We start from the raw sequence: 13558 nt of genomic DNA, 5'->3' as shown, positions 1-13558 counted from the left end.
TGTCGATTGTGCCGGAAACGCTCCGGCTGGTATGATAATATCATCAGTATACGGCGCAAATAGACACCCGTCAAGAAAATCAACGACGCGCTTTTGCGAATGGCGCGAGGAAGCTGTAACTGCAGATCAGAAAAGCAGGCTGCAAAAAATGATCTTTGCGGACGGAGAGAGAAGAAAGGGAGAAGAACATGGATTTTTACGGATTTTATACCGGACAGGAATTTGAAGCTTATAAATATCTGGGTGCCCATTACACGAAGGAGCGCACGACGTTTCGGACGTTTGCCCCCTCTGCAGCGGGCGTGGAGCTTGTATTAAACGGACAGGGACACGGAATGCAGCGGGTGCATGACGGCAACTTTTATGAAATTACACTGGACCAGGTAAAAGAAGGGGACCTGTATGAATTCCGTATCTGGCACAGGGATGGTTCCTGCCAGGAGCACTGTGATCCCTACGGGTTTGGAATGGAGCTTCGCCCGGCACATAAATCAGTGGTACGGGATCTTAACCGTTATGCATTTACCGATGAAAAATGGTTAAAGGATCGGGAGGATATCAGCACGAAGCCCCTCAATATTTATGAGGTACATGCTGGCTCCTTTAAAAAGCCGGGTACAGGACAGACCGACTGGTATACCTATGAGGAGCTGGGAGAGGTTCTGATCCCGTATCTGAAGGAAAGCGGCTATAACTGTGTGGAATTTCTTCCGCTGAGCGAGCATCCCTGCGATGAAAGCTGGGGATATCAGAATACGGGATTTTTTGCTCCGACTGCCCGGTATGGTACGGCAGAGGGATTACAGAAGCTGGTGGATCAGATGCATCAGAATGGAATTTATGTGCTGCTGGATTTTGTACCGGTACACTTTGCCACAGATGATTACGGTTTGAAACGTTACGATGGCGGAGAGCTGTACGAATATCCGAGCAGGGATGTTGGAGTGAGTGAATGGGGAAGCTGTAATTTTATGCATTCCCGTGGGGAGGTGCGCTGCTTTTTACAGTCTGCGGCGTATTACTGGATGAAGGAGTTTCATTTTGACGGTATCCGGATGGATGCCATCAGCCGGATCATTTACTGGCAGGGGGATGAACGGCGCGGCGTAAACGGTAATGCAGTTGACTTTATCCGTTTTATGAATAAAGGGTTGAAAGAGCGCGTTCCGAACTGTATCCTGGCGGCGGAGGATTCTACGAATTTCCCCGGCGTAACGGCGCCCGCTGATCAGGGCGGACTTGGATTCGATTTAAAATGGAACATGGGCTGGATGCACGACACGCTGGAATATTTTCAGCTCGATCCGTCGGCGCGCACGGAAGCGTACCACAAGCTGACCTTTTCAATGATGTATGCGTATAACGAGCATTATCTGCTGCCGCTTTCCCACGATGAGGTAGTGCATGGAAAGGCGACGATTCTGCAGAAGATGAACGGCGATTACGAACGGAAATTCCCACAGGCACGCGCCATGTACGCCTATATGATGCTGCATCCGGGTAAAAAGCTGAATTTCATGGGCAATGAAATCGGGCAGTTCCGGGAATGGGATGAAAAGCGGGAGCAGGACTGGAACCTGCTGGATTTCCCGATTCACGAAGCGTTCTATCATTATATGAAGGAACTGAATCACCTTTATCTCGATCATCCGGCGCTCTGGGAAAAGGACTTTAACCGCGACGGTTTTATCTGGCTGGACTGCCATCAGGAGGGGCGCGTGATCTACGCGATGCAGAGAATGGCGGGCGACCAGACCGTGATCGGCGTATTCAATTTTTCCGCTCAGCCGCAAAACGGCTATGCCGTACCGCTGCAGAAAGACGGCAGCTATCGCGTGCTGCTTAACAGCGATTGGGAGTGCTTTGGCGGCAGCAAAAAACGGGAAGAACTGGTATATGAGAACAGCTGTGTATTAGACCTCTCGCCCTTTAGCGCAGTGCTGTTAGTTAACGGTTGAAAAACCTGTCTTGCAATGCTATACTAACATTATCTTTTTGTACCTGCAGGCGATCGCGCTGCATTCATAACAAAGCACAGGCATTTTCAATGCACTGCAACGAAGGAGAATACAAGAAATGGAACAGTATAAACAGGAATTTATCGAATTTATGGTGGACAGCAATGTCTTAAAGTTTGGCGATTTTACGTTGAAGAGCGGACGTAAGTCCCCGTTTTTCATGAATGCGGGCGCTTATGTGACTGGCACACAGCTGCGCAGACTGGGCGAATATTATGCAAAGGCGATTCATGACAACTACGGACTGGATTTTGACGTGCTGTTTGGACCCGCATACAAAGGCATTCCGCTGACCGTTGCGACGACGATGGCCATCAGCGAGCTTTACGGCAAGGATATCCGTTACTGTTCCAATCGTAAGGAAGTAAAGGATCATGGCGACACTGGTATTTTACTGGGCAGCAAGTTAAAGGATGGCGACCGCGTTGTTATTATTGAGGATGTAACGACCTCCGGCAAGTCCATCGAAGAAACCTTCCCGATCTTAAAAGCACAGGCAGATGTGGAAATTGTTGGACTGATGGTTTCCTTAAACCGCATGGAGCGCGGACTTTCTTCTGAGAAGAGCGCGCTGGAAGAGATCAAAGAAAAGTACGGTTTTGACGCCAATGCCATCGTAAGCATGGCAGAGGTGACAGAATATCTGTATAACAAGCCCTACAAGGGACAGGTTTATATTGATGATACCTTAAAGGCTGCGATCGACGCTTATTACGCGCAGTACGGTGCAAAATAAGGAGGTTCAACCAATATGGAAGAAAAGACCTATAAGCTTTTGGGCGGCAGCGGCGCTTTGAATATCGCGGTCGGCGCGGTTGTGCTGGTTTCCGGGATTGCAAGCGGCGTGCTGCTGATCGTAAACGGCGCAAGACAGCTGGCACACCGGGGCAAACTGATTTTCTGAGAATGCAGGAAATGGAATTTTTACGCAGTTCCCGGTTACAGATAGGGAACTGCGTAAGCGAAGCTTTTCGGAAAGGAGACCGGCGTGCGCAGGCATTACATTTTTACCGATAAGAGGGAATCCAAAAAGGGGATATTGTCAGCAATGCTGGGGGCAATGTCCCTGATTTCTGTTTTCCTGACCGTCTATTTTACCTGGCAGAATCATGGGACGGCATATGTGCGCTACGGCGTGGTGACACTGCTGTGCCTGATTTTTTCTGTGGCAGGTCTGGTAATTGGAATTATGGCGAAGCTGGAAGAGGATAAATTTTATCTGTTCGCCTGGATTGGCATTGTGTTGAACGCCCTGACCCTGTTGGGGATCGGGGGGATTGTGGCAGTAGGAGTGTATGGATTATGACAGTAATGGAAGAACGGTTTGAGCTTGCCTCACAGCGTATTTTGGAAATCGAAAAAGAAAAACGGATGCCGGAGCAGTTTCAACGCTATTTTGCAGAAAACGCAGACTACCTGGGCGTCCTGCTCGAAGAATACAAATGGATAGCGTCCGGGGCGATGCGGGAAGCCTCTCTGCAAGAGCTGGAACGGCACAACGAAAGCTGCTTCATCGACCTGATGGGACGCAATTATGAGACGAGCTATGCAAACCCTGACTGGGCGTATGCACAGCTTGGCGAAACCTTTGGACAGCTGCTTTCTGCAGTTGCGGCGGAGCTGCGCAGCCTGCCTGCGTTCATTTATGAACAGGATCTGGAAGGCATCACGATCCGCCTGGAGCTGTTTGTCGAAATTTACTGTGCGTTTGCAGAAAGCTTCGAGGAGACAAAAGAAGCACCGGAGTATTCCCGGATCCGGGATATTTTCTACTGGTTTGCAAGCGACTATGCGGAGCTGACTGCAGAGCATGCGATCCGCCATACCGTGGACTGGGGACAGAGATTTGCGCTGGACATCATCGAAAACGCAGATCTGTCTGATATCCGTTACCTGTTCTGGTTCGGGGAATATATCGCGGATGACCAGTGGAAGCTGGCAGAGCATTTGAATGGTCTGCCGGAAGAAAAAATTCAGAAAATCGCAGACACCTACACGGAGGGCTTCCGCAAGGGCTTTGAGCTGGCAAAGAAGCCTCTGGACAAAAAGAAATCCGTCCAGATCCGTTATCCTCTGGGCTTTGAGCGTGTCGTAAAAGCTGCAATTGAAAACTTCAGAAAAATGGGCTTAGAGCCTGTCATCGCCCGCACACCTGCGAGCTTTGCAGAGGGACGCAGAGTGTTCCGGCTCGGATTTTTCGGCGGTGCAGTGAACCGGCAGTTCGACTATGACCATGAAAACGATAAGGCACTGTACCTGGACAAAAAATATGTCCACAGGATGCTGGAATGCCGCAAAAATGCGTGGGAAGAGTACAAAGATATGGCGGTTGTCCATGCAGGTCCCGCTGTCATCGAAGCATTCGGCGAAGAGCCCTTCGAGCCTGCGAGCAAGGAGCATCTGCTCACCTTATCGGTCGAACAGCAGAAGCTGTATGTCGAATATCAGAGCCAGGCGGGTGCGATGACGAACGAATATATCGACCCGGAGGAAAGAAGCTTTACCTGTATCGCGTTCCCGGTTCCGGGCATCGGCGAGCATTTCCCGGAGATTTTCGACGAAGTATTAAAGATCAATACGTTGGATTACAAGACCTACGAGACGATTCAGCAGCACCTGATCGATGCGCTGGATAAGGCAGCGTGGGTGGAGATCAAGGGACGCGGCGACAACCACACCGATATGAAGGTCATGCTCCATACGCTCAACAACCCTGCGCAGGAAACGAATTTCGAAAACTGCGTGGCGGATGTCAACATTCCGGTTGGGGAAGTGTTCACCTCTCCGAAGCTGACCGGAACAGAAGGCGTTTTACATGTACCGCAGACGTTTTTGCGCGGTATGCAGTATAACGATCTGGAGCTGCAGTTTAGGGATGGCATGATTACCAAATACACCTGCCGTAACTTCGAAAAGGAAGCGGAAAACGAAAAGCTGCTGCAGGATGGTGTGCTGTATCATCATGATACGCTGCCGATCGGCGAATTTGCTATTGGTACGAACACGACTGCTTATATGGTAGCGCGCCGTTATGAAATCAATGACAAGCTTCCGGTGTTGATTGCAGAAAAGACCGGCCCCCACTTCGCAGTGGGTGATACCTGCTACAGCTATGAAGAAGACCGCATGACCTATAATCCGGATGGCAAGGCGATCATCGCGCGGGACAACGAGGTGTCCGCGCTTCGTCATACCGATCCGGAAAAGGCATATTTTAACTGCCACACAGATATTACGATCCCGTACGCAGAGCTGGCAGAGGTAACAGCGGTATGTGCAGACGGCACCAGGATTGGGCTGATCAAGGACGGATTTTTCGTACTGGACGGCACGGAAGAATTAAATTTGCCGCTGTATCAGGGATAAACATCTTACAGTTCACCCGCGCTATTGGCGGGAAGGTGCGTTACAGTTCACCCGCGCCATTCGCAAAAACGCGTCTTCGACGCTCTCCGCTGCGTTGCAGCTCCTTTTGCTCATAAAATGGCGCTCCCTTCGTACCTTTTTGAAAGCAGATTTCATGCGAGCATGAAATCTGCTTTCAAAAAGGTACGAGTGAACTGTAATACAAAAATAGGTTGCATCTGCCAAAAAAGTTTAGTACACTGTAGATTGATAAGTTGCGACATATTTTGACAGGAGGATAAAAGCACATGGCACAGGTCAGTATTGTAATGGGCAGTGATTCCGATATGCCTGTAATGGCAAAAGCAGCTGAGATTTTGGACAAATTCGGTATTTCCTATGAAATGCGGATTATTTCTGCACATCGGATGCCCGATACTTTTTTTGAATATGCACAGACCGCGGAGGAGCGGGGCGTAAAGGTGATTATCGCCGGCGCCGGTATGGCAGCTCATCTGCCGGGTATGTGCGCTGCATTGTTTCCGATGCCGGTGATCGGTATCCCGATGCACACGACGTCTCTGGGAGGCAGGGATTCCCTGTATTCCATCGTTCAGATGCCCTCCGGTATCCCGGTGGCGACCGTTGCGATCAACGGCGGTGCAAACGCAGGTATTCTGGCGGCGAAGATTTTAGCGGTTTCCGATCCGGAGCTTCTTGCAAAGCTCAAGGCTTACAGCGCAGAGATGAAAGACGGCGTACTGAAAAAGGATGCAAAGCTGCAGGAATGCGGCTATCACAACTACACAAAATAAACAGGTGCACAGGCACGATATGGAGGATCAGATGGATTACAAGAGTTCTGGAGTGGATATTGAAGCCGGATACAAATCGGTGGAACTGATGAAACAGTATGTAAAGACGACAATGCGTCCGGAAGTGCTTGGCGGACTGGGTGGTTTTTCCGGTGCATTTTCCCTGGAAAAGATCAAGGATATGGAAAAGCCTACCCTGGTATCCGGTACAGATGGTGTCGGAACCAAGATCAAGCTCGCCTTTCTTATGGACAAGCATGATACCATCGGTATCGACTGCGTTGCCATGTGCGTAAACGATATCGCGTGCGCAGGCGGCGAACCGCTCTTTTTCCTGGACTATATCGCATGCGGCAAAAATATTCCCGAGAAGATCGCAGAGATCGTAAAAGGCGTATCCGCAGGCTGTGTACAGTCGGAAGCTGCCCTGATCGGCGGCGAGACAGCAGAACATCCCGGACTGATGCCGGAGGATGAGTACGATCTGGCTGGTTTTGCAGTCGGCGTAGTGGATGAAAAAGACCTGATTACCGGTGAAAACTTAAAGCCCGGTGACGTGCTGATCGGCATGGCAAGCTCCGGCGTGCATTCCAACGGCTTCTCTCTGGTTCGTAAGGTATTCGACATGACCGTTGAAAGCTTAAATACCTATTATGATGAGCTGGGCGCAACCCTGGGCGAGACCCTGCTGGCTCCGACACGCATCTATGTTAAGGCGTTAAAGGCAGTCAAAGAAGCCGGCGTAACCGTAAAGGCATGCAGCCATATCACCGGCGGCGGCTTTTATGAAAACGTGCCCCGTATGTTAAAAGAGGGTACCCATGCGGTGATCAACAAAAACAGCTATCCCATTCCTCCGATCTTTACCCTGATGGCGAAAAAGGGCAATATCGAAGAGCATATGATGTATAACACCTATAACATGGGCCTGGGTATGATCGTTGCAGTAGATCCCGCCGATGTGGATAAGACGATGGAAGCAATGAAAGCTGCAGGCGATACCCCTTATATGGTAGGCACCATCGAAGCAGGCGAAAAGGGAGTGACCTTATGTTAAGGCTTCTGGTCTGTGTCTCCGGCGGAGGTACGAACCTGCAGGCGATTTTCGATGCGATTGACGCGGGAAAAATCCGCAATGCCGAAATCGCAGCGGTGATCAGCAACAACCCGGGCGCATATGCGCTGGAACGTGCGCGGCAGCATAATGTGGAAGCAATCTGTCTTTCTCCGAAATCTTTCGAGAGCAGAGAGGCATTCAATCATGCCCTGACCGAAAAGGTAAAGGAAATCGCGCCGGATCTGATCGTGCTGGCAGGATTTTTAGTCGCTGTTCCGGCAGAGATGATCGAAGCGTTCCCAAATCAGATTATCAATATCCATCCGTCGCTGATCCCTGCGTTTTGCGGCGTTGGCTTTTACGGTCTGCATGTCCATGAGGGTGTGCTTGCGCGCGGTGCAAAAGTGACCGGCGCGACGGTGCATTTTGTGGACAGCGGAATGGATACCGGTCCGATTATCTTACAGAAGGCGGTTGAAGTGCAGCAGGGCGATACACCCAAGAGTCTGCAGCAGCGGGTCATGGAGGAAGCGGAATGGAAAATTTTACCCCAGGCCATCGATCTGATTGCGCAGGGCAGAGTAACCGTTGTGGATGGAAAGACGATTATCGCATCGTGATGCAAAATTGCATCGCATAACAGCGAAAACGCCTGAAAATATGGAGGTTCATATGAAAATTCTGATTGTAGGAAGCGGCGGCAGAGAGCATGCGATCGCTGCAAGTGTGGCAAAGAGCCCGAAAGCAGAGAAGATTTACTGTGCGCCCGGCAACGCCGGAATTGCGCAGCTGGCAGAGTGCGTTCCGATCGGCGCGATGGAATTTGACCGTCTGACCGAGTTCGCAAAGGAAAAAGAGATCGACCTCGTTATCGTCGGCATGGATGATCCGCTTGTCGGGGGCCTGGTAGACCAGCTGGAGGCAGCCGGGATCCGTGCATTCGGTCCTCGCAAAAATGCGGCGATTCTGGAAGGCAGCAAGGCATTTTCCAAGGAACTGATGAAAAAATACAACATTCCGACGGCTGCCTATGAAGTGTTCGACAAGGCAGAGGATGCGCTGGAATATCTGCATACCAAAGCGAAATTCCCGATCGTTTTAAAGGCGGATGGCCTTGCACTTGGAAAAGGCGTTTTAATCTGCAGCACGTTGGAAGAAGCGGAAGACGGCGTATGCACGATTATGACAGATAAGAAATTCGGCACAGCCGGCAACAAGATGGTCATCGAAGAGTTCATGACCGGACGCGAGGTTTCCGTGCTGTCCTTTACAGATGGAAAGACCATCCAGATCATGTCCTCTGCCCAGGATCACAAGCGCGCAAAGGACGGCGATCAGGGCTTGAACACCGGCGGCATGGGCAATTTTTCCCCGTCTCCGTTCTATACAAAAGAGGTTGATGCGTTCTGTAAAAAATATATCTATCAGGCTACCGTCGACGCAATGTCTGCGGAAGGACGCACCTTTCAGGGTGTAATTTTCTTCGGCCTGATGCTGACACCTGACGGCCCGAAAGTGCTGGAATATAATGTCCGCTTCGGTGATCCGGAAGCGCAGGTTGTGCTGCCGCGTATGAAAAACGACATTCTGGACGTTTGCGAGGCATGTATCGACGGTACGCTCGATCAGCTCAAGTTGGAGTTTGAAGACAATGCGACAGTTTGTGTTGTGCTGGCATCGGACGGTTATCCGTTAAAATACGACAAGGGACTCCCGATTTCCGGCCTGGAAGCCTTTGACGGAAAAGACGATGTGTTCTGTTTCCATGCAGGAACCAGGTTTGCAGAAGACGGAAAGACGATCCTGACCAACGGTGGACGTGTGCTGGGTATCACGGCGAAAGCGCCTACCTTAAAGGAAGCGCGCGCAAAAGCGTATGCAGCGACCGAATGGGTCAATTTTGCCAACAAATATATGAGACACGATATCGGTAAAGCGATCGACGAAGCATAATATACCGATAGAGCACTGGCGACAGGCGAAATCGGAAGCCTGGCTGAGGAGTTTGGAAAAGAGAAAAGGTCCGCAGAGACCTTTGCGGATCGGAATCAGAAAGGTACGTAAACTAGAATGATGAAATGGACGACCAAGTTCAGCACTGTGCTGGGATGTGCACTTGCTGCGGTATTTTTATTTACATCCACAATGGAAGTCGGCGCTGTACCGCTGACCTCTTCCCCGAGCGGAACGACAACGACCACAACAACCGACACCAATGCTGCAGAGGACGGAAATGCTGATGCAGCCGCAGAGGATAACGCAGCAGGGACAGCTGCTGCAGGAACCGTTACCAGCGCAACCGTAACCTCTTCCAGCGTTAATATCAGAAGCGAAGCTTCCACCAGCGCAAGCGTTGCAGGTAAGGCAGCCAGCGGACAGGAGCTGACCGTTACCGGCGAGACACAGGGCAGCGACGGCAAGACCTGGTATGCAGTAACATTTGATAATGTAAGCGGATATATCCGTTCCGATCTGGTAGAGGCACATGTGTCGGAGGCGACAGCAGAGCCGGCTGTTGACGAAACTCAGGAGACGGAGGAACCGGAGGAGGAGCCGATCGTAGACAACTCCGCAGATTATTCCGTCGCCTTTGAGGATGACGGAAGCGGCAGCAGTGCATGGTATCTGCATGATAATACTATGGGAACCAGATATCAGGTCAGTGACCTGCTGAATGCAGAGGAGACCAACAAGAACAACCAGGCGACCATCGACCAGACCGCAAAGAGCATGCGCTTTGTCGTTATTCTGATGGCGTTTGTAATCGTAGTTCTGATTATCGTTGTAACAATCCTGATCATCAAAGTCAGAAGCACGTATGAAGACTATGACGATTATGATGATGACGAAGAGGACGACGAGGATGACGAAGACGACGATGAGGATGAGGAAGAGGAAGAAGAACGTCCGCGCCGCTTTGGCCGCAAAAAGCCTGCCCGTTATGTAGAAGAGGATGACGACGAGGACGAAGACGATGACGAGGATGAGGACGAGGAAGAGGAAGAAGAGCGTCCGCGCCGCCGTCCGGCAAAGAAGGCTCCGGTAAAGAAGCCTGTCCGTCGCCCCAGAGTCGACGAATATGAAGACGAGGATGACGAGGATGAGGACGAGGAAGAGGAAGAAGAACGTCCGCGCCGCAAAAAGGGCAAATCCAAAGATTGGCAGTCCAGGAATTTCCTGGATGATGACGATCTCGAATTTGAATTCCTTGACCTGAAATAAATCTTCCAAAAAGCAAGCATTCAGAAAACAATAGAAGCACGTTCTGCGAACATTCTATTGCCGTGAATCCATAAAAAACATCCGGCTTTTGCTGCAAACTGCCCGCTGTCTGGCGGGAGCACAGGAAACAGCAGTGCCGGGTGTTTTGTTTTATTCATGACAATAGCATGCTCGCAGCGCGTGCATGCTATTGTTGACTATTTTCAGGATTCTTGTTATAGTGTTTCTAGAACACTTTAAAGAGAAAATGGATGGGAGATCAGCATGATTCTGGAAGTCGATTTTAACAGCGAAGAAGCGTTATATATACAGCTGCGCAATCAGATCATTGTCGGGATTGCGACAAACAGGCTCAAGGAGGGAGAGTCCCTCCCGAGCGTGCGGCAGCTTGCAGAATCCATTGGGATTAACATGCATACAGTGAATAAGGCATATACCGTGCTCAAGCAGGAGGGCTTCGTCAAGGTGGACAGACGCCGCGGCGCAGTGATTGCGATTGATGCAGATCGGATCAGTGATCTGGAGCAGATGCGGGAGTCGCTGCGGGTCATTCTGGCACGGGCAAGTTGTCGGAATATTTCCCGCGAGGAAGTACATGCTTTGATAGATGAGATTTATGAAGAGTATGGAGGACTATAACAGATGCAGTCACAGTTTACGGATAAGGCAAAAACTGCCCTGCTTTTGGCAGGGCGGGCGGCAAAAAGCCTGCATCAGAATTATGTTGGGACAGAGCATATCCTGCTGGGCCTGATCAAAGAAGGAACCGGCGTGGCATCAAGGGTTCTGACGGAAAACGGGGCAAAAGAAGAGGCGATCCGGGAAATGATTCAGGATCTGCTGGCTCCGGAGACGCCCAATCCGGTCATAGAGCGGGACGGTTATTCCCCCCGGGCAGAGGAAGTTCTGGAGGAAAGCCACAGACAGGCGGAAAAGGCAGGCAGCGCGCTGACCGGAACGGAGCACATTTTGTTAGCGCTTTTAGGAGATGGGGATAATGTTGCAGTGCGGGTGCTGCAGACGCTGTCGCTGCCGCTGCAGAAAATCATGCGGGATACGCTCCTGGCAGCAGGACTGGACCCTACGGCGTACCGCGAAGAGCTGGGACGCAGGCAAAAAAAGAGCCAGACCGGGACGCTGGAGCTTTACAGCCGGGATCTGACGAAGCTGGCTGCACAGGGAAAGCTCGATCCGGTTGTCGGGCGCGATCAGGAGATTGGGCGCGTGATTCAGATTTTAAGCCGCAGGACGAAGAACAATCCGTGCCTGGTAGGAGAACCCGGTGTCGGCAAAACGGCGATCGTCGAGGGACTTGCACTTCGGATTACGGAGGGCAGCGTGCCGGATACGGTAAAGGATAAACGGGTTCTGATGCTGGATCTGTCCGGGATGATCGCGGGAAGCAAATACCGCGGCGAATTTGAGGAGCGAATTCGTAAGGTCATCCGTGAGGTGACAGACGACGGAAATATTTTACTGTTTTTGGATGAGCTGCACACACTGATCGGTGCAGGCGGCGCAGAGGGGGCGATTGACGCTTCCAACATTTTAAAGCCGTCCCTTGCGCGCGGCGAGATTCAGCTGATCGGCGCGACAACGCTGGAAGAATACCGCAAATATATCGAAAAAGATGCTGCTCTGGAACGCCGTTTTCAGCCGGTTACGGTCGAAGAGCCAACGGAAAAAGAGGCGATCGGCATTTTACAGGGAATCGTTTCCAGATATGAAGAGCATCATAAAGTAAAGATTCTGCCGGAAGCCCTCGAGGCCGCAGTACATCTTTCCAATCGCTATATCAACGACCGGAAGCTCCCGGACAAGGCGATCGACGTGATGGACGAGGCGGCTGCTGCGGTGCGCCTGCAGCGGATGCAGACGACTGACGAGGCAACAGACCAGGCAAAGGAAATCAAAACGCTGGACGAAAAGCTGGAGCAGGCGATTCGCGATCAGGATTTGGAGGAGGCCTCCAGACTAAAACAAAGGCTAAAGGAGGCACTCGCCCGTTACGAAAAGCACCAGAAACGGCAGGAAAAGAGCCGCAAAAAGGGGCAGCCAGAGGTGACAGCAGAGGATATCGCAAAGGTCATTTCCACTTGGACAAAGGTTCCGGTGAGCCGCCTGACCGAAAAAGAGAGCGAACGGCTGTTAAAGCTGGAATCTATTCTGCACAAGCGCGTGATCGGACAGGAAGAAGCCGTATCGAGCGTTGCGCGGGCGATGCGCCGCGGCAGAGTCGGACTGCAGGATCCGAGACGACCGATCGGTTCGTTTTTGTTCCTCGGTCCCACAGGTGTCGGAAAGACGGAGCTTTCCAAGGCGCTGGCAGAAGCGATGTTTGGTTCAGAAAACGCGCTGATCCGCGTGGACATGTCGGAATATATGGAAGGGCACTCTGTTTCGAAAATGATCGGCTCGCCTCCGGGCTATGTCGGCTTTGACGAGGGCGGACAGCTTTCTGAAAAGGTTCGCAGAAATCCGTATTCGGTGGTTTTATTCGACGAAATCGAGAAAGCGCACCCGGATGTTTTCAATATTTTGCTACAGGTGCTGGACGATGGGCATATCACGGATTCCAGAGGCAGGAAGGTCAGCTTCAAAAATACCGTCATCATCATGACGTCCAACGCCGGTGCACAGCGGATTGTGGAGCCCAAAAATCTCGGCTTTGCGGCAAAAGAAGATGCGCAAAAGACTTACGAAAAGATGAAATCCGGCGTGATGGAAGAGGTAAAACGCCTGTTCAAACCGGAATTTTTAAACCGGATTGATGAAACGATCGTATTCCATCAGCTGACAAAAGACGATATGAAGCGAATTATCAATCTGCTGGCGCAGAGCCTGATTACGCGCTGCCGGACGCAGCTGGATATCAGCCTGACACTGACACCATCTCTGAAAGAGCATATCGTAGAAAAATACAGCAACCTGAAAATGGGTGCAAGACCGTTAAAGAGAGCAATTCAGACGCTGATCGAGGACGCACTTGCGGAAGAAATTCTGTCGGGACGGGTAAAATCCGGCGATCATGTGAGTGCAGGCTTCCGCGAGAATAAAGTTGTTTTCAGCGTCAAAAACAAATAAACAGCAAACCGCCGCAA

Annotated in this window: 13 protein-coding genes; 12 read left to right on the top strand and 1 reads right to left on the bottom strand. The window is 51.1% G+C overall.

Annotated elements, in window-relative coordinates; all coding sequences use genetic code 11:
- Window positions 1-188 precede the first annotated feature (188 nt).
- The 10 genes from glgB (at window position 189) to OCV62_RS04475 (ending at window position 10457) form a co-directional block, all read left to right on the top strand.
- Complete coding sequence (gene glgB / locus OCV62_RS04520; RefSeq protein WP_262585360.1) at window positions 189-1958, top strand: 1,4-alpha-glucan branching protein GlgB; 1770 nt, start codon at window positions 189-191, stop codon at window positions 1956-1958.
- A gap of 118 nt (window positions 1959-2076) precedes the next feature.
- Window positions 2077-2754: an orotate phosphoribosyltransferase gene (pyrE, locus tag OCV62_RS04515; RefSeq protein WP_118762788.1), complete on the top strand. Its 678-nt coding sequence runs from the start codon at window positions 2077-2079 to the stop codon at window positions 2752-2754.
- Window positions 2755-2769: 15 nt separating this feature from the next.
- Window positions 2770-2922, top strand: coding sequence for a hypothetical protein (locus OCV62_RS04510; RefSeq protein ID WP_021915929.1), 153 nt, complete (start codon window positions 2770-2772; stop codon window positions 2920-2922).
- Between the two features lie 84 nt (window positions 2923-3006).
- Window positions 3007-3324: a DUF6142 family protein gene (locus OCV62_RS04505; RefSeq protein WP_262585359.1), complete on the top strand. Its 318-nt coding sequence runs from the start codon at window positions 3007-3009 to the stop codon at window positions 3322-3324.
- Window positions 3321-5384, top strand: a complete 2064-nt coding sequence (locus tag OCV62_RS04500) for an aminopeptidase (protein ID WP_262585358.1) — start codon at window positions 3321-3323, stop codon at window positions 5382-5384. The genes OCV62_RS04505 and OCV62_RS04500 overlap by 4 nt, the downstream gene beginning before the upstream one ends.
- A gap of 287 nt (window positions 5385-5671) precedes the next feature.
- Window positions 5672-6178, top strand: a complete 507-nt coding sequence (gene purE, locus OCV62_RS04495; protein WP_021915932.1) for a 5-(carboxyamino)imidazole ribonucleotide mutase — start codon at window positions 5672-5674, stop codon at window positions 6176-6178.
- Window positions 6179-6209: 31 nt separating this feature from the next.
- On the top strand, window positions 6210-7235 hold the full coding sequence (gene purM / locus OCV62_RS04490; RefSeq protein ID WP_262585357.1) for a phosphoribosylformylglycinamidine cyclo-ligase: 1026 nt from the start codon (window positions 6210-6212) through the stop codon (window positions 7233-7235).
- Window positions 7229-7855 (top strand): phosphoribosylglycinamide formyltransferase, encoded by a 627-nt coding sequence (purN, locus tag OCV62_RS04485; RefSeq protein ID WP_117960604.1) that lies wholly within the window; start codon window positions 7229-7231, stop codon window positions 7853-7855. Before purM ends, purN begins: the two co-directional genes overlap by 7 nt.
- Window positions 7856-7907: 52 nt before the next feature.
- A complete protein-coding gene (purD, locus tag OCV62_RS04480; RefSeq protein WP_021915935.1) occupies window positions 7908-9188 on the top strand; it encodes a phosphoribosylamine--glycine ligase in 1281 nt (426 codons plus the stop codon).
- A 117-nt stretch (window positions 9189-9305) separates the two neighbouring features.
- Window positions 9306-10457: an SH3 domain-containing protein gene (locus OCV62_RS04475; protein ID WP_262585356.1), complete on the top strand. Its 1152-nt coding sequence runs from the start codon at window positions 9306-9308 to the stop codon at window positions 10455-10457.
- A gap of 20 nt (window positions 10458-10477) precedes the next feature.
- Here the strand turns inward: OCV62_RS04475 and OCV62_RS04470 are convergent, their stop codons facing one another.
- On the bottom strand, window positions 10478-10615 hold the full coding sequence (locus OCV62_RS04470; RefSeq protein ID WP_262585355.1) for a hypothetical protein: 138 nt from the start codon (window positions 10613-10615) through the stop codon (window positions 10478-10480).
- A 106-nt stretch (window positions 10616-10721) separates the two neighbouring features.
- Here OCV62_RS04470 and OCV62_RS04465 point away from each other — a divergent pair, with 106 nt between their 5' ends.
- Together OCV62_RS04465 and OCV62_RS04460 are read left to right on the top strand one after the other, a co-directional pair.
- Window positions 10722-11096, top strand: coding sequence for a GntR family transcriptional regulator (locus OCV62_RS04465; protein WP_021915937.1), 375 nt, complete (start codon window positions 10722-10724; stop codon window positions 11094-11096).
- Window positions 11097-11099: 3 nt separating this feature from the next.
- Complete coding sequence (locus OCV62_RS04460; RefSeq protein WP_262585354.1) at window positions 11100-13541, top strand: ATP-dependent Clp protease ATP-binding subunit; 2442 nt, start codon at window positions 11100-11102, stop codon at window positions 13539-13541.
- The last annotated feature ends 17 nt before the right edge of the window (window positions 13542-13558 follow it).

Origin of the sequence: Gallintestinimicrobium propionicum (assembly GCF_025567525.1) — a bacterium.
Taxonomy (GTDB): domain Bacteria; phylum Bacillota; class Clostridia; order Lachnospirales; family Lachnospiraceae; genus Gallintestinimicrobium; species Gallintestinimicrobium propionicum.
This window is presented reverse-complemented; position numbering and strand designations above follow the sequence as displayed.